The following is a 22,764-nucleotide window of genomic DNA, read 5'->3' as shown; positions in this document are numbered from 1 at the left end:
CCGCGTCAACCAGGATACTATCAATTTAATCAGCCTTGGATTACGTTTACCTGTTTGTTCTATTAGACCTGGAGCCGCTAAGGCCCTCTTACTTTTGTACAAATTCATGCTGGAAAGGAAGATTATCATGACGCTTTCCTAGAAACTCATTTTGCCTCAGCCATTCCGTCCTTCGTTTGATAAAGAAAAAGCCGTTAAAGCAGGTGAGTCATTGGCTTCATTCAAAGATTACAACCTTCACATTCAGAACGTCCTTCAAATGCTTCTTTCTAATCCCTATCTGTGTAAGCTGATCGCTTACCCGGACCCGATGCAAGGACCAGATATCGATGATCCGAACAAATTGTTGTTCACTCACCTCTATCCGATTCCTATAAAACCTCTTCCCGGCGGGGATGAGAATGTCTATCTGACCGTCGTGTGGGATGAAATTAAGCTCAGTAAAGCAGGCTATACCGACCGGATCCTAAGTTTCCATATTTTTTGTCCCCTCTCTAAGTGGAAAATAACGGATGCGACTCTCAGACCTTACTCCATCATGAATGAGATTCAGAATCTATTTAACCATACCCGATTTCCCGGTCTAGGCAGGATGTTATTCGAACATTGCACCCTCCTATCGGTTAATGAAGCGTATGCCGGTTATAAAATGGATTATAGGTTAAGTGAGTACAATGGATAGCCGCCTCTCTCTCTTTTTGGGAAATCCTATTTTCGTTGACGATATTCTTCCTATCTACTCCCCCACTGTTAACGATATAGCTGCAATCGGAGAGCTCCAGTACAACGTCTTTCTCACCCTCGCTTCATTTAACAAAGAGAATATTTTAAAACATCTGCTGCGGATCTCAGAGGAAGACTATACTTCCTTTGAAGACGCTAATTCGTACGACTTGCTTACTTCCGCGGCCCCGATTCTCCAAGAAATTACTAAGTCACTCTCTTTTTTCATGAGAGAAACGGTGCTCTTCGATGAGGAGAACCGCTGTTTCACATGCAGTAAAGGCTCCATTCATCGCGACAACTATAAACAAGTGGCAGGCTGCATTCAAGAAGCTAACGGGATACACGAAACGGAACAGTCGAATATTTTTAAAAATGAAAAAGCCCGAAAGATGTTTACTAAGCTTCAGAAGCTAAGAGCACAGCATAAGAAACAAGAATCGGCTTCGCTTCATTTAAAAGATATTCTTTCTATTCTGTGTCAGGCCGATGGAAACGGAATTCATATCCGAAATGTAGGCCGATTAACAATCTACCAGATCTATGAGCAATTTGAACGAATGAATATTAAGGAACAGCACTCCCGGCTGCTTAAGGTATGGGCAAATGGATATTTGGGCAAAGACGATAAACTTCCGGAATGGATTGTACGAACCAAACTTTAATCTCCTATGTGAGAACCAAACAAAAAAATTAGGGTAACCCCCCAGGAGGAACACAACTTATGGCATTGAATCTAGGACGCTACGGCTCAAGAGAAATTATGGATCTTCAAATTTTTAACTATGGCACTAAGAAACCTATCATGACGATGGATTATGCAACGTCTGCACAAACCGAGAACACGGCTGAGACTGTGTATGCCCGCGGTGGAGCGGGTAATCCCAAGCGGATTGCATGGCACGGCAATAAAGAAACCAAGGTTACCATTGAGACACAGATCTTTACCATGCAGCAGCTAGCTCTGCTTGCCGGCGAGGACATTGTATCGGGTTCCCATGAAGTGTACAAACGCGAAGTCGTTACCGTGGAAGATGACGGAACAGGCAAGCTGCAGCTTAAACTTTCTAAACCACCGGTTGGCGGAAAGAATGACGTGGCTGTATTTGAAACCGTCAACGGTATTCTGGGCCACGGCCAGGATGTTGATTCCATCACCGGCAATATCGTGAAGCTAGCGGCCTCGGCTACTGCAGCTGTTGGTGCGGAGGTCGACGTTTACTATCGCCAAGCCGCAGCCGATGCTCACAAGCTATCCTTTACGGCGAAAGGTTTCCCTCCTTATGTCTTCCTGGTCGGTGATACGGTATTTGCAGATGAAACCTCCGGCGACTTTGTTTCCGCACAAATGCAGTATTACAAAGCAAAGCTCCAGCCGAACTTTACCATTAAACATTCTCCTACAGGCGATCCAAGCAGTTTGTCGCTTGTATTTGACGTCTTCCCGGATAAAGTAAATGGCGTTGAAACTTTGTACGATATGATTTTGCACGAAGACTAAAAGCGCTTTGTTAGAACATGAAAGGCAGAGAAATTCTCTGCCCTTTTTTTAAATAACCAAATTGAGGAACCCGCAGACGGTTCTTGAAAGAAATTATTTAGACCAAAGGAGTCATATGATGAGCAAACGCGAAAAAAATTTGTCTTTACAGCAAGTGAAAAAACAAAACAATCAAAAATATAAAGAACTGAAAAGAATTACCTTCGAGCAATCGAAGATTGATCTCGATGTTACATTCCGTCCTTCCAAAGTGAACGCCCTGACTGCGGATTTCATGGGCATTATGCAAGAAGCTCTCACCCATTCCAAATTATTCGATGCGGGTGCTGCGTTAAGTGTAGGAACCGCCTTGATCATCAAACATTTCACTTCGATTGAAACGGATGCAGACGATTATGATGGACTATTGGATATGCTGCGCCAGCTCAAAGACGGAAACTATCTCGATCCTATTATGGATTCCTTTCAATTCGAGGAAGTCGAGAAGATTTTCGAAACCTTGAAGAATGCTGTATCTCTGGTAACAGATGAAGTAAAAAAGGTCCATTTGGATGAAACTGCAGAAAAAACCATAGAGGATGGTGATCGATAATGGCTAAATACGAACTGTCCATGAATATGGTCATGAATTTGATGAAGTTTTTAAACAAGACCCCTCTTGAAGGTTTTGATCAGCAGGATGCCATGTATGAAATTAGAGCAGCCTTCCAGCAGCCTATTCAAGAACAAGAGAAAATCACCGCTGATTAAACATATCTAAGATAGATAGATTCTACGGAAAAGGAGGATAACCTCATGGATAATATCAAGGTTCTGGCGACCGCTTCTCTGAACAAGGAGAAATCCCTTGCGGAAATTAACAAAGGAATTGCTGAAATTCAGAATTCCAGTTCCCTGCAGAAACTTAAACTTAATCTGGAATTAAACACAAGCGGCAAGGATCTCGCGGAATTAAATAAAGAACTAACGAATACCGGTCAATCGGCTGAGAAAAGTTCCGCACTTCTAAAGGGTTTCGGAGATGCATTAAGAGGCTCCTTTATCGCCAGCACATTAGCTTTCTTTAAAAACGGCGTCACTCATGTTAACGAATTGAATAAATCTCTGACCCAGCTGTCCATGATTTACTCGAAGAGCCAGGAAGAAGTTCAGCAGTACGGAAGCCGATTTCAATCCCTCGGCAAGCAGCTCAGCTTCTCCTCTACGGAATTAGCGAAAGCTTCAGTTGAAATCGCCCGTCAGGGACTTAGTCAAGAAGAAACCTTCAAACGCTTGGAAAGAGCAGCCCGGTTCGCTAAAATCTCGAATCTGGATCTGGCTTCTTCGAATAAAATCTTGACGACGACAATGAGTGCTATGAAGGTAGATGCCGTTCGCGCATCGGATGTACTGTCGTATCTCGGGGACGCCACTTCTCTAAGCGCAGCCGAGATCAGTGAAGCTTCCGATATAGCCGGTGATTCCGCTGAAGCAATGGGAATCAGTTTTGAAAAAGCAGGTTCCTGGATCGCCGCCATATCTTCCAAAACCAAAGATTCCGCATCGACGGTTGGCGGCTCGATCAAGTCGATTCTCAGCAGAATGCAGACGCTCAAGCAGTTCGGCTATGATAAGCAGGACGGGACAAACTTGCAGCAAATGAACAAAGCCTTATCCGATGTAAATGTTCATTTGATGAACAGTAACGGAACTTTCAGGAATTTCGGCGATGTTCTCGATGATCTTGGCAGCAAATGGGGCGGATTGACAAGCAAGCAAAAAGCTTATACGGCTACCACTGTTGCGGGTGCCGGTCAGAAGTCCAATTTTATCCATTTAATGGATAACTATAGAGAAAGTATCGGATTATACGAGGGCGCACTTAACTCGGCCGGGTCATCTCAGGAGAAGTTCTCGCGCTGGCAGCAGGGAACGGAAGCGGCCATCGTGCGGTTTAAAACCTCCATTCAAGGTGTCTGGCAAAATTCCTTTGATTCCAGTTCCATGCAAGTGTTCATTCAAACCATTACATTCCTGATTGATATTGTAGGAGCTCTGGGAGATATTCTCGGACCTATCCCCTTACTAATCGGGACAGTATCCGGCGCCATGCTGCTTCTCTCGAAAAGCACCCGTACCGCTATTACTCAGGGGACCATTCTAACAGGCACGTTAGGCGGTTTGACTGCCGCGTTGAATATTGCCAAATCTGCGCTCAGAGGATTCATGGCTTCTACTGTCATTGGCGCAGGCATAGCTGTCTTAAGTTTTGGTCTAGAGAAATTGATCGGTTTGTTCATGGATGTAGATAAGAACCAGCCTGCTTTTGACACAATGAACAATTCCATTCAAAATACGGGCAGTAATATAGCCGAAATGGAAAGTCTTAATGATCAATATAAAAACAATAAACTCTCCAATGAAGAACTTCTGAGCGTAAAAGAAAAAATGATCTCCATCATGCCGGAAGTAGTGAGCCACTATGACGCAGAAGGAAGAGCTGTTCTTAAAACATCCGGGCAGATTGAAGAACTCATCAAGAAAGAAAAAGAGCTTCACTTAAATCAAAAAAAAACAGCTAGAAATTTACTGTCGGAGAACTTAAAGCCAAACGCAGAGAGCATCGAATCAAACAAAAAGAATGTAGAAAAAAAGGCAAATAGTCTGGGACGGAAAGAAGCTCTTGCCAAAAATGAATCCATCCATTATATCTCCCAGTTTATGGACGATAATAATATTTCTTCTCCAGATGCCCTTAGTAAAGATACGGAGAAACTCTCTGCTCTCCACAATAAAATCACTGAAATCTTCAATAAAAACGGCGCTGTCATTCAGAATCAGTTCCTATCCGGTATTTTATGGAATGATAACTTGTCTGAGTCTCTAGAAGAATCCAGAGCAACTTTAGAAAAATTCGACAAGGAAATGAAAGATGCAGAAACGAATTTTAACCAAGACGCTTCCAAGTTCGCCGAAGGCTTTGAACTTATCAGCGATGTCATTTTCACCGAATCCGGAAAGCTGGATAAAAGCCAAAAACTATTTTTTAGCAAGTTTGGAAATGCTTTTGCGCAGACTACCCCTATCAACAAAGATAACTATAAAGAGGTCCTCGGCGAGTATGACAGGATGATCCAACAGATGGACGGTTATCTGAAATCTAAAAAAATTGATTTTGGAGAAGTACTGTCTACCGGGAATGTCAGTCAATTAGAGGGAATGTTCAAATCTGCCGGATTAGAAGGTAAAGAACTTAAGGATATTCTCGACAAGTTGAACATAAGTACAGCGGGCACCTCCCATGAAACCACAGATTACGCTTCTGTTGTCAGCAAACTCAGCAGTGCATATACAGAGGTTTCAAAAGAAATCAAACCATTAAATCAGCTTATTGAGGATCTTCGGCAAGGTAAGAAAATAACGTCTGACCAGTTGGCCGAGCTCACTCTGAAAGAAAAAGATTTTATCCTTTCTCTTGTCGATGAAAGCGGAGAAATTAAGCAAAATCTGATACCAGCCATTGAATCACTTAGAGATAAAAAAATCGAGAGTTTTGAAGATGTTGCTAAAGCTCAAGAACTATCTATAAAAGACAGTGAAGCACGTACTATCAAGGTGTTGGAAAATTATGGAGTTGAAATTCAAGGCATTAAAAACGTAGCCGAAGCCCTGGATGCGATCTCCACTAAGAAGAGTCAGATTTCGGCCAATATTCGCCAAGCGGGTCGAGAAGGAAATATGGAGTATATAAAAGAGGGCTCAGAGCAGCAGAATGAATTAGACAAGCAAAAAGAAAAACTTCTAGAAATAGATAAACTATACAAAATAAATGAGTCTTTGTTGGAGAAATATAAGAACGACCTTAAGAAAAAGCCGACTTCTACAAGCAGCCCGTCCAAAACCAGCACCCCTAAGACCTCTCAACCCGCCGAGACCCGAGAAGTCGCTCTCAAGGAAGCTCTCGAGCTGAAGGATGTTACGAAAGAATTGATCAATTCCTTCAATGCCGAATTTGAAGCACGCAGACATATTAATGAAGAAATTGAACGCAAAATAAAGCTGAGTGAACAAAACAAAGCGTACAATCAAGCCATTGAAGAAACTACCGATTTATTGGATTCCCAGAGACAATCCGTCTTAGATCTCAATTCTGCTAACAAAAAGTTAGAAGATGAGGCAAATAAATTAAGAAAAAATAATAGCGAGACATACAATAAGTCCGAGGCAGATTTCCAAAACTGGTTCGATGTAAACAATGAAGCAACTGTAGCTTACACGGATTTTCTAAATACGTTTGCGACAAAATCTCAAACTATTTTGGATACAAAGGGCCTATCGAATCAGCAGAAAAACGACAAGATCGACGCCCTCAAAAAGGAACAGGATGAAGTCCAGCGTCTTTTTGACAAGCTGCAATCCCTGAAGAAAGCTTATGGAGATAATTCAGTTAAGATCAATGAAATGACCGATGCCTTAAACTCCTCCTATGATGCTCTCATTCGCCTTCACAAGGATAAATTGAACGTTTCCCTGACTAGTGCAGATCAGCTTATCGATTTCTCCAAGAATCAAATGAATACACAAGAAGATAGCAGCGCGGACTATAGGGATGAATTAGATAAACAATATGGCCTTACCAAAGCTAAGCAGGCGGCTATTGATCTGGACACCCGGCAAGCTCGGGATCGTATCCGGTCCGGCAAGCTAACGAACGAGCAAATTCAGAAAGAAAATGAATTGATCCGAGATAACAATAAACTCCGTATGGCTGCGGATAATGAACTCCATGAAATATCTTATACAAGAGCACAGAGTGTAATCAAAGAATCTTCGCTCGAGGCAGCAAAATATGCCGATGAGCTGGAGAATTCTAAAAAGAAGCTTGGTTTATTAGAGGAAGGCACTCAAGCATACAACAATGAATTACTGAAACAAGGGCAATTACTCTTAAAACAGTTAGATGCCGAGAAACGACATCAGACCTCCATAGAGGAGCAGATGAAAGCCAGCGACTTGACGGAAGCCCAGTGGGCCGAGCTTAATGGTCAATTAAAAGAGTCGGTCAATCGCCAGATTGATCTTTCTTTGTCGATTCATACTTCTAATAAAGCATTGACGGATCAGGCGGATAAACTGGCCGATGAACTTATCGGTTTCTATAAAGAAATGTACGGCAAGCAAAAAGAAGTGGCTCTCCAAACCATAGAGGCTATTGCTAAGGCGCAAGAAACAGCTCACAAATCTAAAATGGAGAAGTTTGATGAAGAACTCCGCAAGTTTGAAGAGGTCACTCAAGCCCAAATTAAGGCACTTGATGATACCGCTGTGCAGGAAGATCATCTTAAGCAGCTCGGCAAACTCAAAGCGGAACGTGATGGGATTCAACTTGAAATTGACAAAAGGAAATTAAACAATTCCATTGAAGGACAAGCAAAAGTTGCAGAGCTTCAAAAGCAGTTGGCCGATAAAAACAATGAAATTGATCAGTTGGTCACAAATTACAGCCGGGATCAGCAAAAAAAGAATCTTCAAGAGAAGCTGGATGATCTCAAAACATACACGGAAGAACAGCAGAAGCTGGAAAATAAGACCTATGAGAATAACAAGGAATTACTTGATCAACAAAAGGAAAGTGTCGAGCTAACCTATGAACAACAAATAAACGACGAACAGAAATTCGCTGCAATAAAAGAAAGTATCCGCAAAGGCAATATAGAAGCGGCTACAAAAGGCCTTACGGAATTTACGGCGTTTATTAAAGGGAATATGAGCAGCATCGGGGAGAATATCTCCAATAACCTGCTGAACAAAATCAGTCAGTTTACTACCGATCTTACAACCACGCAGATAAGTATAAGCTCCACATTTATGCAAATTTCAAGCGATCTGGACAATACTTTAATCAGCAAACTGGATGTGCTCATCAGTAAATTCAAAGAAATTAATAGCATGAAACCAGCTGCATTCAGCATCACTTCCCTGTCTGATCAAGATATTCTTAATAAAATGAAGCAAAACAGCGCGTCTTACAATGAGACAAACGATCCTGTACTCCGGAATTCTCTCCATGCGGATAACCAGTCGTATATGGCTGAACTTAAAAGAAGAGGCCTTGACATCAATTTCGATTCATCTACCGGTGAATACACAACACCTAATGGCGGTTTATATAAAACGTATAATCCTTTTAATATGCCAAATGACGATTTCAAACGTTACTTACAGAACAAGAAGGATTATGAGAATGAGACGGATAAAAGCTCCGCGAAAGCAAGAGCGGCAGCCGAGCAAAATATCAAGTATAGGGATCATTACAATATCGCATCGGATGATTATACCTATGACGAATTAAAGGCTGCTTCGCGCTTCCAAAGCGGCGGTATGACTCCGGCATTCGGTCCTTCTCCAAGATGGGCACTGCTGGATCAGAAAGAAATCGTACTCAAAGAAAGCGATACGTCTAATCTGCTTAAGGTCATTGATGTAACAAGGTCCGTTCTGTCCAACTTGAAGTCGTCGCTGGACTTCTCTTGGCTAAATCCTTTCTCAGGCAGCAGTTCAAGTATGTCCACCGTTATTCAGAAAATGGACATCCATATCCCTGCGGATCTCAGGGAACCAGGTGCCGGCAAACGATTCGCTTTGGATTTCATCAACGGTCTTGAAGCAAAAGGAGTGAGAATTCAGACATGAATGAAGGCATTCATTTTTATTATGACGGCATTTATTCCAAAGATATGGGGCTTGTTAACTGTAGATTGGACAGCGGCTTCTTTGAAGAAAGCTTTTTACCTGAACGTGAATTACAGGAAGAAGCCATCCGTGGTCAAGACAAGCCTTACTACCAGGGAGTCAGGCATTCGCCCCTTTCGTTTCAAGTAACCTTTGCTTTCGAGGATGTCTATGATGAAGAGCAGATCCGTAAAATCGCACGTTGGCTGAATACCGATTATTACAAGCCCTTCTATACCGACGCCAACCCGGAGCACATCTATTACTGTATGCCTGTATCCGATTCGCAGCTCATTCATAATGGGCTCCGGCAGGGATACATTAAGTTAACGATGCGGTGCGATGGGCCCTATGCCTATTCCCCGCAATATACATCGCGTGTGTACGAATGGGATGAGACCCCTATCCACATAGAACAGAGTTCTTTTCAGCTGGGGTCCGTTCATCAAGTCGTAATCGACCAGGCAGGTAAACTTAGTCTGAATCTCACACCCAAAACATGGAATTCCTTTCCTGTTAACCAAACATGGAATGATTTATAAGGAGGTGGCAGTTTGTCCACATTTACTCAACACCTTAAGCTAATTCAGCCTGAACTCAGCGATGAAACGCATCAAACGATTCTGGACTTAGCAGATAATTTCCAGAAAATCGATGATGCCGCTGAGAAGAATGCTCCACAGATTCCCACTACCGGAATTTATCCGAAAGAGTATCGGCTCTGGAATACAAGTCCTGCGGCCGGCAGTTACATCGGATGGGTGAACACCCGCACCGGTGCAGCAGCGCCCTTCTGGCAAAGCTATCACCGCTACCATGTAGGCGATCTTGTTGTCCCTGCCGCGGATAACGGTCATTATTACAAATGTATACATGCAGGGACCAGCGCAATTCAGGAACCATCGTTCCCTATCTCGTCTAATGCTAAGATTGAAGATCGTAAAGCTTCTTCCACCTGGTCACCCAGTAGAAACTATAATCATCATGACATCGTTGTTCCTACCGTTCCTAACGGCTTTTTTTATGTGTGTACGGTTGCGGGCCTGTCTTACTCTTCCGAACCCAAATGGATGACTAGTGAAGGAGCAACCACGACAGACCAATCGGTAACATGGACAGCATATCCTTTGGTGACTTGGGAAGAACAAGGAACAGCTTGTCTATTTAGACCATTTGGAAAGATCGAATAAAGTAGGTGACTATACATGGCGACATGGTATGATGTGTCAGGCTTTACCGGCTATTACGAATCAGAAGAAATCCCCTTTACGCTAGATGGGAATGGCGCCTTATCCGTTGTGGAGTGGGAGGCGGACGAACCGGCTGGAACCTCCGTTACGTTATATACCAATTTATCCTTGGATGGAGGAGCAAGCTGGGAAGGCTGGAAACAAGCTGTTAAGAGGGGTACACTCCCTCATGTCCACACAAACTCACATCTGTCCGATGCCGTAATTAAATTCCGTTTTTTCCTTAAGACCTTTGATAAAACGATAACACCTCTTATCAAACGTATTGAATTTACATTGGAGCCTGTTATCGAAATGGACAACAAAGGAGATATCACCATTCGCCCGGAAATTTGGATTACCAAACAGGGCAATGGTGATTTTTCTATTATAAACACATCGAATCACAATCAAGAATTTAAATTCACGGATCTTATCGATCAGGAGAACCTATATATTCACGGAGACAGAGAGCAAATCGAGACAAGCATTCCAGTGAAGTACCGGTACAGCAGCTTTAACGACCAGTATCTTGAACTGCCTTATGGAATTAATGTACTCAAGATTATCGGGCAGGGACAGCTGCAATTCCGTTACGAATTCAAACGTCTGCAGAGATAAGGAGGTGAATACTTTGTTTGGCGAATTTAATCCTTATAAAAAGCCGGTAAAACCGCAAATTTTTCTGGCAAAACCCAACAAAGAAATTATTGCAAAACTCAGTGAAGCTTATTCGATCAGTCAAAACATCAAGCTGACCGCATTAAATGACATCAGCTTTCAGATACCTTATAAAGTCGATAAGCATCACCAGCTCGTACACAATGAGCATATGGCTTTAATCAAAGAACGCTATTTATTAAAAGTAGTTGTGGGAAAAACGGAGGAATGGTACATCATCACCTCCCCTAGCGATGAAATGGATGAAGGGGGCGACACCCGTACCGTCACCGGCTATTCTTTAGCTTTTGAACTGAGCGATAAAATGCTGAGGGATTATTCCAAAGTTTCCTATCAGGCCAAGCAGGTGTTGAATGAGATTCTCGTGAATACCCTGTGGCGCGTCGATTATGTGGACGCTGACTTTGAATTGACTTACCGGGATTTCGACTTCTCAAGCACGACTGTTCTTGATGCGGTCTTTCGGGTTGCCGAAACCTACAATGCCGTTCTAAGCTGGGACACATCCAAGCGGACAATCAGCCTGATGAAGCCTGAATTGTTCGGCTTGAATAAAGGTCTGAAATTTTCCTACGGTCATTATCTCAAAAAATTCGGCAGGGAATCCAAAGCAGATGAAATGGTAACTAGACTCAAAGGTTTTGGCAAAGAAGGACTGAGTATTGAAGAAGTCAATCCTACAGGACAAAACTATATTCAAAATTTGAGCTATTTTATGTACCCTTTTCAAAGGGATGCTCACGGTCAAGTTCTTCAGCATAGCGATTATATGTCAGATTCCCTTTGCCATGCCTTGCTGGATTTGGATTTACTGGTAGAAGCGAATAGAAATATTTTCGAGTCTCTAATCCGCCAGAAGAAAGATCTTCAATCCTCCTTATCGGAATTAGAAACGAAATACAGTCTCTTGAAAATCGATGAAACCAGCCTGATCGACAACAAAAATAAGCAGCAGTTTGCTCACAATATGTGGTTTGAGAAATTCACCTATACCGGGCAGCCTAAATCTGTCACAACTCGGCTAAAGGATTCCTCTTATAAATATGCGGTAATGGCTAAAGTAGGAAACAGCCAGGACATCACTGTATCTGTAGACCATGTTCCCGCTGCCGTCAAATCCAGCCAGTGGGTCGTGCTGAGGAAACTGGAGCAGGCCACCCAGACAACCGTTCATATAAACGGGGCAGCCGTAAATAATGAAGTTTTTATTCAGATTTCCCCTATCACGACAACCGAATTTACAGGACAGAATAACGAGGCTGCTCTCATTAAGAAATACTGTCTGGATCACACGGAAATGCAGCTGGGTACCACTAAAGCCGAAATGGATCGCATAGCGAAACAAATTACGGACAACGATCTTCAAATATCCAATTTGAACCTTCTGCTATCTGCTGATCAGAATTTCACTAAAGAGCAGCAAGATGAACTTAAGCAATTCATCATCGAAAAAGAATTCGTAGATGAAAACTATATTCATGCCCAGGACCTCTATAAGGATTTGCACGAGAAGTTCAAAGACATGCAGAACCCCCAAATGATCATCAAAATCGATACGATTAACTTCCTATCCGTTATAGAAGAGCAGCATAATTGGGATAAACTCGTTCTAGGCGATACCGTTACGATTGAATATGACAAAATGAATACGAAAGTGACCGCAAGAATTATAGAGATTGCCTTTGATTATGAAGGCGGGGCCATCAACTTGACCATTGCGAATGTCAAAGATATTTCAGATTCCTACAAAAAAATGGAAAAGTTTATCTACAATAGCATCGGAACCTCCGCAACCCTTAATCAGAATAAGGACCGCTGGGGCAAAGCTGTCATTGATTCCAGTGAAACGAGCCAGATCATGGAGAACTTCTGGAATAAAGTGACCCAGGATATCAGCATGGCCAACAATGAGTATGTCACCCTGGACCGGAGCGGACTAACCATAGTCGATCCGAATGATCCAGGCCGCTTCCTCCGTGCTACACACGGCGCTCTTGCTCTTACCCGCTCGGGCGGGCTCCGATATGAAACAGCCATCACTCCGGATGGTATTATTGCCGAACGGCTTATGGGGAAGATCCTCACGACCAATCGGGTCGTTATCGGAGATGACGACGGTATCTGGGTGACCGAAGGAGCTTCCACTACAATTAGTGACCGCTGCGGACGGGAAGTCATGAAGCTCGGCCTGATTGAAGAGACCCCGGACCGGTTCGGCATGACAATCAACCGCTTTGATACACAGACATGCGGGCTGCCATACAACATTGTCAACAAGGTCACTTTGGACAGCGAGCATGGCTTAACGCTTGAGCGCATGAAGAATAACGGTTACGAGAAAACGCTCTATACGTCACTGGATGGCGATCTATTCATGAAAGGCAACTTCCAGGCCGGAGAAGGAAATGCCGTCTTTAAAGTCGACAAAGACGGGGTTGCTATAGGCTCCCCCGTATGGGCAAACGCTCCCTCACGCTTCGATTTCTACGGTAATTTCTATACACGCTCCATGCATGCCGTTACCGCTGATATCGAGAAATCCACTTTCAAAGACGGTCACATCATCGGCTCCGATTTAATCATCGGGACGGGTGATCTGTCATTCCGCGTATTTCCGAACATAGGCATTTGGGCCGGCCATCAATCTTTTGCCGCTGCCCCGTTCTCCGTAACCCTGGATGGGACGCTTAAAGCAAGGAAGGCTATTTTTACGAATGGAAAAAATCAAGTCTTAATTGATACAGATAAAGCACTTATTGATTTCGATGCCTTTGACATTAAAGTCGGCACTCTTACAGCTAAAGACATTTTATCGCAGGTCATTATGTCGGATGTCGGCTTTATTGCGGACTTGACTGTAGCTAGGCTCAAAACAGCGGGAATACAATCCGAAACGGATTGGGAAAATTATATCAGCATTGTCGGTAACCAGGCCAGATGGGTAACGGGCAAGTTCAAAAGAGTCGTTGAGCATATCAAGGCACCCAATGGGAAACCTCTCTACTGGAAGCCGGATCGCAGCGGAATGACGCAAGAACCTAATGCATTTCCGGTAACGAAGAATGAATACGAAGAAGAAGAAAAAATGAATATTCATTTTGTAAGTTCCGGATTATCCAGTTATCCACGGATCAAGATGGGTGCCGGCGATGGTGTTTTTAATCCACAAGATCTTACCAGCGGGGTTGTAGACGAGTATAAGGGATCTGCGATGGGATTTATCAACAAACCCAATGGAAGTCTCGATATCGAATATTACAACAGTAATCACGCTAACGAGAGGCGCATCCGGCTTAAGGATGATGGCATCCAAATCTACGTAAAAGAGGGAGAACTTAAGCTTGAGCTCGCTAACGGCTCCTACTTTAAGCTGGACGGACATGGATTGACTACAGATATTAAAGGCGATCTCCATTTAAACGCTACCGGTACTATTAAACTAAACGGTTCACGCATTGAATTGAATTAGATGATTGACTTTATTAAGGAGGTGAACCATGCCGGGAATTGCTTATCATGGCTGCTCCATAGCCGATTCCAGTAAACAGGGTTATGTGCAATACAATTATAAAGTCTGGGATGCATACAAAGAGTGGATTTGTGAGGATAAAACCCACCCTGACGGAAGCCCTTACAAGGATTGCGACTGGGTCGGAGGCTATGACGAATTTTCAGACAGTACCGAAGCCGCAATTAGCGGAACCGTAGCTTCATCCGGCAATGTTTATGTAAATGGAAATCCCATTGCCACCACATCCAGTTCAACGAACGAGACTTGGCAAGCAGGCAGCATGAAGCCTATCGTTACATCCGTCAGCCCGGGGACCAGTGGTACCTGTACAGGCAATATTACAAACGGAAGCGCTACTGTCTATGCAAACGGCAGTCCTGTGGCATATAACGGAGCTTCTGTCGTAACCGGTTTGGGAAGTTCCAGCAGCATAACACAAGGAAGCCACGATGTGGTAGTCCACTAAGGAGGTGAATCTATTGACTATTTCATATCTGCCTTACAACGATCCGCTTCTCATTACATTCCGTGCAGGTACGGCCCATGATCCCTATGTAGAGCGTACGGAATCCTGGACCGTTGCCAACACGGTCATTCCTTTGCATGAAATCCCTTCTGAGACACACAAAGTGAAGATCAGCGGATATACCGAAATCCGCAAAGAGATTTTTGATAGAACCAGACAATTAAACGAGCAGGAGTTTTATGTAAATTACCAGAATGGTGTCGTCCACTTTCACTCATCCAGAGAAGGCGAGACGATTGTAGCCCAGTACAAAGGCCGTGGCGTTATCCAGTATCCTGCCGAAAGAATTTACGCTCACATAGGCGGAAACCCGGATGTCGTCAAGAACCTGCAGCAAATCATAGAAGAAGCCCTCCACAAAGTTACGGAAGCTCATATGGCAATCGGACTTGTGAATGAAGCGATCATGAGATGCAACGCCGCTTCGGACGACGCCCATCATGCTGCGGACCAGGCCAATCTGGCAAGAGATGATGCGGAGCAAGCAGCCCGAGAAGCCCGCGATGCAGCCAGCCTAACCAAGAAAATCTATAAGGCGCCTGTCCGCACCAAACAGCAGTTAACTACGGCCTATCCGAAACCTGAGACCGGCTGGACCGTTATGGTTCAGAATACAGGGGATATCTACAGATATGACGGAGCTAACTGGATATTCATTGAGAACTGGGTTTCCTCTGCTCTTCCACACGCATCGGATACCGTTGACGGATTAATGAGTAAAGAGGATTTTACCAAGTTCCATAACGAGCAGGAACTCCGAGTGATTACGTTCCTCTTCAACAAACCTCCTCAAAGCGGACCGCAGAACCAGATCATCCGTTTTCCGCTCCAGGGAACGATTATTAAAGTTCACAGCTACTGCTCACGTACAGGCTTGACCTTGCCTACAGAAATCATGATTGAGAAAATCGATCAATCCGATTTGTTGAATGCAAATACCTGGACAGAAGTCACGAGCTTCCCTATTCTCATTCCCCCTAATCAACAGCTCGGCTCAGCCGCAGCGATTATCAGTCCCGATGTCAAAGCAGAAGATTTCTTCCGGATCAACTTCATCCAGCTAGACCCGGATATCCGTGGAATCACCGTTCAAATCGAAATTAGAATCTGACACCTTATGGTGTTTTTTTATTTTCATCAACTACTATTAGGAGTGATTAATATGGCATTACCAGCCGTTCAATGGTTTAACGCATCAAATACAACACAAGTGAGCACGTGGGACATCGGTACGGTAGATGCGGGTTCGGTCTCATCCGATACCGTTTTCTATATATGGAATAACCGTGGAGGAAGCGCAGCTATCTCGGATATGATTAATTGCACGATCACAACCAAGGACAGTTCCGGAGGAAATACCGGTGAAATCATAACGAATAAATGGATTAAAGTTAAGGTCGATTCTATGAACGAGACCACGTACACCCCTATTGGAGGCACCGACACTAAGGTTATTCAAGCGGGTGCCAGCGCAGGAGCCGGAACCATAAAAGGTACAGCAAATGACGGAACGGTGAGCAACTCCGTAGCCAATTATGCCAAAGTATCGCTGCACGCCAATGTTCCTACAACGGCAACAGCCGGTAACTTTTCTTTCTTGACACGTGTCTTTTATCAAGCTATTTAGGCAAAAGAACGGCCCTGTTTCCAGACAGGGCCTTTACTATTTCCAATACAATGGAGGGAATAAGTTATGATCCAGCACATTTATCCTTTCTCCCCCGTCGAGCAGCCCTTTATATGGGTATGTGAATATGACGAGGAGCAAATTTTTAGTGAATATGACCTGTCTAGTCATAATGAAAACAGTTTTCAGCAGATTAATCGGGATCAATTAGTCCGCTTCGGATTAATAGGCACCGGACATTCTCTTTATTTTGAAGTCAACGGCGGTGCTTTTAAAGTGTCCGGCAGAATGATCGAACTGGTCTACAAACACCAGGATAAAGAGTACTTCCTCACGGGGCAGCAGCAGCGCTATCAAGATATCATTACTTATAAAGATGTCGAGTTTACCTTTGATCCGAGCGGAGCAGAGGGTAATGGACAGAATCATATTCTTCAGTACAACTTTGGTTATAAAAATGAGCTTATGATTAACGGTATCCGATTTAATCTGCAGGCGATCTGTAAAATTCCAATGGATGGGAGACCCATGTACTTCAATTTCAAATTAGTTGCGGATACAAGTTTAGACGGCCAACTTGAAATAAGACGTAACGGGATTACAGTTGATTCTATAAATGCTCCATTATCTAAAAACAAAGGCGGTGAAATGAATTGGATTCTTCAGTAAAAGAGCTGGGAATTAATACGATAGAGCCGATAGTATTACCCGCACCAACTTACCTGGACGACCAAGGAGTGGAACAGAAGATTACACTCGAGATACGGCCAAGTGAAGGATTAGACTACGCATTTGAAAATTGCACCAATACGATCCGTACCTTTTTCAAACAAAACCTTTGTTCCTATTCACCTATTAAAGTAGAAGTTAAGGATACGTTTTTTGAGTGGACTCCATTTGGAGCTGGCTTTCAAGATGAACTGGGCAGTGAGATGTGGCTGGGTAGGATCGGTAACAGTACAGCCGAGTGCGGCGGGGATAACCGGGTTGTTTACAAACATGCTGTATTGGACATGGACGAGGAGTTTTATGTTGAATGCGGCAAGCTAAAGCACAATACCGTATTAAATTCTTTGCCCCCATATGATCATTCCTTACCCGGAAACGAAGTGAACTTCTTTGTGGAAGGTAAGCTGGATTTTGCTCATGAAGTGTCTATGTATGTAAATGAGGTAATGCGCGAAGGTGATTTTGACACGACAGAAGAAATTCACTTTAGGAACACTAGCGGCGAAGTCGTTTTTTCACTACCATCGCCTGTTACCTATGAAGTTAACGGGGCGAATCAAATCCAGTGTTCTTATGTCATTTCGCGACTTGAAGCCGATTTGATTTCTTTGAAAATAGTTGTTCCCTATAGCTGGCTGCAGGAGGGCAACCGAACATATCCGATTGCAATTGATCCGACATTAGTAACCGTCGGGAATGCTCCTAATATGCCGAGCCGGCCTCGTGGCATTACCTTTTCTAGTACAGGGAGATACGTGGCTTTCCCCACACTAAATAATAACCAAGCATTTATTTATGAGATAAATTCTTTGACAAATACGATTAAAGAACTAAACAGGCCAATTAATGGATATAAAAACAGTGAAATGTGCGCTGTCTTTTCACCCGATGAAAAGTATTTTCTTGCCGGCGGCTCACCTCCCTTATCTGTTTACCGGTACGATCCACTCTCAGGTGGATTTACCAGTCAAGTTTTGCAGCCCCATACAACTCCCTTTCAATATGTAATTCGTAATATTACCTTTTCGAATAATGGACAATACGTTGCTGTATCACATTATTATTACTATAGAACGTATAAGTTCGATAAAGAAACAGGTCTTCTTAAAAACGAAGCGACGTTTGGAATTCCGTATATGATTTCAAAAAGTGAATTTGGTAAAGATGATGCTTTACTTCTTACACTCCAAGAGGATGGAAAAATACGGACTTATCGCTTTAATGATGGCGTAATTACAGGCGAGTTCCAGGTAATGTCGGATACGAAAACTAAAATAGTCGATTTCAATCTGTCTCCAGACGGTAATTTTATTGCCATTGCGTTAGATGCAGCCCCTTGGATTAATATATACAAATTCAATGCTGTTCTTGGTATCCATGGGTCCCCAACCATACCCAATATCCCCCCAGATGCGAAAGCAAAAAAAATCCGCTTTTCAAAGACAATGCGTTATATTGCTGTAGCACAATATGATATTACTAAGAAACCCCGACTTATCTTTTATAAATTTAATCCCTCAACTGGAGAATTAGGCAGCAAATTAGATGTCAGCAGTAATCAATTACCATCTCCAGACGTTGTAAGCGCAGAACAAATAGCAATTGAATTTTCGAGTGATGGTTCCTATCTAGGATATGCTCAGGACTCTAATCAAGCTAGTTCGATATTCCTTTATAGATTTCTCGATCCATCAGATAATATTTTTTTCAAAGATAAACTTACGGATAATTACTATTCCGATACCACCGGAAACACTCTTATGCTCCTTGACTTCGGACAGCTCATAGCGGGTCAAACATCGTTACCAAAAGAGGTCGTAATTGAAAATACCCATAGTGTATCTGTTCGTCACCTGGAAGTAGAACTTATTAATACAAATACCGATTTCGTAATCGAAATGAGCAAATCAGATAATCCATTCATTGCGGAACCGAATCTCTATTATTCCGGCACAATTAACAGTATGGATACCGTCCCCATTTTCTTCAGGGCGGTTACAACAGAGAAATCAACTAAAGGCGGTATGTTCGAAGTCCGGGCGAAATGCAGGAAAGTATAATTCCAATACAATGGAAGGCGGTGAAATATGTTTATTATTAAAGAATCAACCCAAGCCGAGTTCCAAGATGGTTTGCTGGACCCTAATTTGATAGTTTCACCATTTGGTGAGCTGAAAATCAATCAAGTGCCAAATAAGACGTTGAATCTAGCATTGAATAAGCCCTATACCAAGGTTTCAGACGGAAAAATCAAAGAACCCGATGTAAACGGAAGGATGCTTACGGATGGTAACACTTCCTCTTATTTCAATTACCAAGATGTTACCTATGTAGATACTATCGTAGATTTAGGTGCTACTCATCCAGTTTCTGCTGCTACTGTATACGGCGCTCCAACAGCTTCATCTTCGAGCCCTAGACTATTAGACGTATCTGTTAGTCTGGACGGATTTAAGTTCTCGACAATAGCAAAGTCCGGTGATATGCGCGAGTGGTCGCCCATCATTTCTACCACGTTCCCATCAGAGAATGCTCGTTATGTTAAGTTCAGAGTCCATCGTAATAGTGATGTGTATTGGATTGATCTGGCTGAAATCATTGTTAATTCCGGTACTGAACATAGATACAGCCGTATAAAAACATATGACATCTCCAATCTGAGTCATTTTAACGGAGCTCTTTTACACTGGGGGGCATGGCAGCCCACAAACACTAATATCCTAGTAGAACTCTGCTATTCATTAGATGACGGGGGAACATGGAGTTCTTATGAGCAAATAGAAAATGGGAACGCTATTACTAGTATTCCCTTTGGAACTGATTTATCAAAGGCCAAACTTAGAGTCAGACAAACCTTAATAAGCTGCGGGATTTCTACACCCTCTCTCTTTGACTTCCGCATTTATTTTAATGAACTTGATTTCAACAGTGGTTATGTCTCAAGTCCATATTACGGTAATAGCAGTACCGTTAATGTTATACCTGCAATGACAGCCGATAACGCTCCCTCTCCCTATGTTGTTAAAGTCTCTAAACTTTACACAAATTCAAAAGCCTACGCGGCTTTTGACAATAACCTGACTAGTTCCCATTTGGCGTATGATGGAAAAACTGCCAAAGTACAAATCGATGTAGGGCCGGAAAATATGTTTCCTCTAGCAGGTTACAGAATCTATATAAATGGTAATACTCCTATCTCATGGACAATGGAAGCAAGTCAGAATGAAGTGGACTGGATTACGCTTGATCAACAAATAAACATAAACTGGTCAAAAGCAACAAATAAATATTTGGATTTTAAAATTAATAAAAAACACTTTGAAAACTACCGATTTTACAGATTAAATATTAGTGATTCAAGTTACTTATACTACAATTACATTTCCGAACTTCAGCTTTTTAGCAGGACAGACGGACTCGCTCACCATATAAAAGCAAATTTAACCGTCAGAGACCGCTCCGATCTCCCTTCTACTATACAGGTGAAGAGTCCCCATTCCCTATTATCCCCCATCGGTTATCTCGATTATGGTTTTGTACCCGTTATGAGCTCGAACTATTTCCCGGCTCCTTATGAAATCTCAGCTTCCTCTGAAATTAATTCATTACTCGCTTATAAAGCATTTAACGGAACTATAGTGGATAGCAACGATAATTGGAGTCCAGAAAATATAGATCCCTCGTGGATAAAAGTTTTCTTTGGTTATCAGAACCGTCGTGCCGTTAACAAATATGCCATAACGGGCAACTTGCGTAATTTAGAGAACCCCTATCCCAAATCGTGGGTAGTAGAAGCAAGCAATAATAACCAGGACTGGGTCGCCTTAGATACGCGTACGAATGAAACGAAATGGGGATATCCTAAGGCAAGACGCGAGTATACTTTTAATAACTCCACACCTTATGAGTACTATCGATTTCAATTTAATGAAACGAATGGACACCCCCTAAGTATCGGGGAAATAACACTTTACGAGAATGCTCAGCAAAGAGCGACGGATGTCACTTCAACTTTAACCGTGCCCATCGGCCAAGAAATCCTTTGCATCCTGCATGTTCCTCCATACAACCGCTTATTCGGTAAAGTAGATATAACTCCCCTTCTCTTATTCGATATTACAAATACGATCAATGTCGGATTGAACGAGTCTCTTCTGACCTCTATCCAAGTACCTGTACACAATCGGATGTCCGGAGTCATTGATATTATACCTCCACCGATTGTCAACCGGACTCTGCTCCCGCATCAAGATGCCTTTGTGCGTGAAAGTATACCTAAGCTAAATTATGGAACCGAGCAGGATATGTTCATCGGATATAACGCAAATCTGAATGAAAGATACCGCTCTTTTCTCCAATTTGATTTAAGTCTTCTGCCTAAGTTTCAGAAAATCACAAAAGCAGAGTTGCTAATTTATTTCGATTATGAGAATCAGCCGGAAATCGACATCGGACTATTCCCAGCCGAATCTGCTTGGAACGAAATAGGACTTACATGGGACAATCAGCCCCGCGCTCATTCATTGGCATCTCAGAACAAAGTCGGCGCTGTCAAAGGTTACTTGTCCTTCGATATTCTCGGCCTTGTCAAAGACTGGTATGATAATCCGCAGACGAATTACGGTGTTCTCCTCCAAGCAATGGATGAATTAACTGATAACCATAAGAGATTCTACACCAAAGAGCAGCTTAAATATCCCCCTCTTCTAGAGTTGGAATATCTGGATCAGAATGTATACAGCGAGGGTCGAGCCAGTATTCCGATCTGTACGCTGATAGTCAGACAATCTGGAGTCAAAGAACTCACTACCAAAATTGGTATACGGGAGATCTGGCTGAAGGAGGGGCCGCGAAGTCAGATACATGTAAAATCACCCTACTTCCTTGAAAACAGCATTCATGTAAACAGTCCAAAACTTTGGAGCAGCATTCGTGTAAGAAGATCAGATGAAAAAATCCTTGATTCGACTATTGCGGTAAGGATCAAACTTGGAGATCCATTAATAACAGATCTAACAGTAAGCAGGAACTTCCTACGGAGTCAAATCCGGATTAGAATATCTGAAACTTCGGACCTTAAATCTTCTATCAAGGGTCATGAGAGGACTACCCAGGATAGCGTGATTTCGATTAGCAGACCCTTTCTGGAAAGCAGCATTCGGGTCGGCATCATTTCCGCCATCTCCTCCTCCATTCGTGTAAGGGTGGAAGATGACGCGGATGTAACTGGATCTATCCTAATCAGACAATCAATGGATATCGATCTGAAAACACAAATTCGTGTGTTCACGCACAACGAAGTCCCCTCATCAATCACTGTCCTGTCCGGTTACTTGCGAACGGTCATAGCTATCCCCATGTCCGGAGATAAGAATATTCGTACCTATCTTACGGTACAAACGAAATTAGCAAAAGATATCACCAGTATTCTTCGCGTTTACAGTGAATCCGAAGAATCTTCTTACGTATTTATTATATAAGGACGCTCATTGCGTCCTCTTTTTTTATTAGAACAGAGAAAGTTGG

16 protein-coding genes are annotated in these 22,764 nt (G+C 42.9%); all 16 read left to right on the top strand.

From position 1 onward, the window contains the following. Window positions 1-211 precede the first annotated feature (211 nt). The 16 genes from EDM21_RS14960 to EDM21_RS14885 all read left to right on the top strand — a co-directional run bounded on the left by EDM21_RS14960 (window position 212) and on the right by EDM21_RS14885 (window position 22,718). The gene (locus tag EDM21_RS14960) at window positions 212-682 is read left to right on the top strand and encodes a hypothetical protein (RefSeq protein ID WP_157336640.1); all 471 of its coding nucleotides are present in this window, start codon (window positions 212-214) and stop codon (window positions 680-682) included. Next, window positions 675-1,388, top strand: coding sequence for a hypothetical protein (locus EDM21_RS14955; protein ID WP_157336881.1), 714 nt, complete (start codon window positions 675-677; stop codon window positions 1,386-1,388). Before EDM21_RS14960 ends, EDM21_RS14955 begins: the two co-directional genes overlap by 8 nt. A gap of 59 nt (window positions 1,389-1,447) precedes the next feature. Continuing rightward, a complete protein-coding gene (locus EDM21_RS14950) occupies window positions 1,448-2,224 on the top strand; it encodes a hypothetical protein (RefSeq protein ID WP_157336638.1) in 777 nt (258 codons plus the stop codon). Between the two features lie 118 nt (window positions 2,225-2,342). Beyond that, window positions 2,343-2,816, top strand: a complete 474-nt coding sequence (locus EDM21_RS14945; protein ID WP_157336636.1) for a hypothetical protein — start codon at window positions 2,343-2,345, stop codon at window positions 2,814-2,816. Further along, the gene (locus EDM21_RS14940; protein ID WP_157336634.1) at window positions 2,816-2,974 is read left to right on the top strand and encodes a hypothetical protein; all 159 of its coding nucleotides are present in this window, start codon (window positions 2,816-2,818) and stop codon (window positions 2,972-2,974) included. Before EDM21_RS14945 ends, EDM21_RS14940 begins: the two co-directional genes overlap by 1 nt. A 45-nt stretch (window positions 2,975-3,019) precedes the next feature. Then, entirely contained in the window at window positions 3,020-8,896 is a 5,877-nt protein-coding gene (locus EDM21_RS14935; protein WP_157336632.1) for a phage tail tape measure protein, read from the top strand. Continuing rightward, window positions 8,893-9,477 (top strand): phage tail domain-containing protein, encoded by a 585-nt coding sequence (locus tag EDM21_RS14930; RefSeq protein WP_157336630.1) that lies wholly within the window; start codon window positions 8,893-8,895, stop codon window positions 9,475-9,477. The genes EDM21_RS14935 and EDM21_RS14930 overlap by 4 nt, the downstream gene beginning before the upstream one ends. Window positions 9,478-9,489: 12 nt before the next feature. After that, a complete protein-coding gene (locus EDM21_RS14925; protein WP_157336628.1) occupies window positions 9,490-10,125 on the top strand; it encodes a hypothetical protein in 636 nt (211 codons plus the stop codon). Window positions 10,126-10,140: 15 nt separating this feature from the next. Then, the gene (locus EDM21_RS14920) at window positions 10,141-10,785 is read left to right on the top strand and encodes a phage tail family protein (protein WP_157336626.1); all 645 of its coding nucleotides are present in this window, start codon (window positions 10,141-10,143) and stop codon (window positions 10,783-10,785) included. A 13-nt stretch (window positions 10,786-10,798) separates the two neighbouring features. Then, window positions 10,799-14,314, top strand: a complete 3,516-nt coding sequence (locus EDM21_RS14915; RefSeq protein ID WP_157336624.1) for a phage tail spike protein — start codon at window positions 10,799-10,801, stop codon at window positions 14,312-14,314. Window positions 14,315-14,342: 28 nt separating this feature from the next. Continuing rightward, complete coding sequence (locus EDM21_RS14910; RefSeq protein WP_157336622.1) at window positions 14,343-14,822, top strand: PAAR domain-containing protein; 480 nt, start codon at window positions 14,343-14,345, stop codon at window positions 14,820-14,822. Between the two features lie 13 nt (window positions 14,823-14,835). After that, complete coding sequence (locus EDM21_RS14905; protein ID WP_157336621.1) at window positions 14,836-15,993, top strand: hypothetical protein; 1,158 nt, start codon at window positions 14,836-14,838, stop codon at window positions 15,991-15,993. 51 nt (window positions 15,994-16,044) lie between these two features. Beyond that, window positions 16,045-16,509: a hypothetical protein gene (locus EDM21_RS14900; protein WP_157336619.1), complete on the top strand. Its 465-nt coding sequence runs from the start codon at window positions 16,045-16,047 to the stop codon at window positions 16,507-16,509. Between the two features lie 66 nt (window positions 16,510-16,575). After that, window positions 16,576-17,178, top strand: a complete 603-nt coding sequence (locus EDM21_RS14895; RefSeq protein ID WP_235918211.1) for a hypothetical protein — start codon at window positions 16,576-16,578, stop codon at window positions 17,176-17,178. Beyond that, the gene (locus tag EDM21_RS14890; RefSeq protein ID WP_157336617.1) at window positions 17,163-19,298 is read left to right on the top strand and encodes a WD40 repeat domain-containing protein; all 2,136 of its coding nucleotides are present in this window, start codon (window positions 17,163-17,165) and stop codon (window positions 19,296-19,298) included. Before EDM21_RS14895 ends, EDM21_RS14890 begins: the two co-directional genes overlap by 16 nt. A gap of 27 nt (window positions 19,299-19,325) precedes the next feature. Further along, window positions 19,326-22,718 (top strand): DNRLRE domain-containing protein, encoded by a 3,393-nt coding sequence (locus tag EDM21_RS14885; RefSeq protein WP_157336616.1) that lies wholly within the window; start codon window positions 19,326-19,328, stop codon window positions 22,716-22,718. Window positions 22,719-22,764: the final 46 nt, after the last annotated feature.

Origin of the sequence: Paenibacillus lutrae (assembly GCF_009757775.1) — a bacterium.
In the GTDB taxonomy this organism is placed as follows: Bacteria; Bacillota; Bacilli; order Paenibacillales; family NBRC-103111; genus Paenibacillus_F; species Paenibacillus_F lutrae.
The sequence above is the reverse complement of the archived record's forward strand: the minus strand, read 5'-3'. Positions and strand labels throughout refer to the sequence as shown.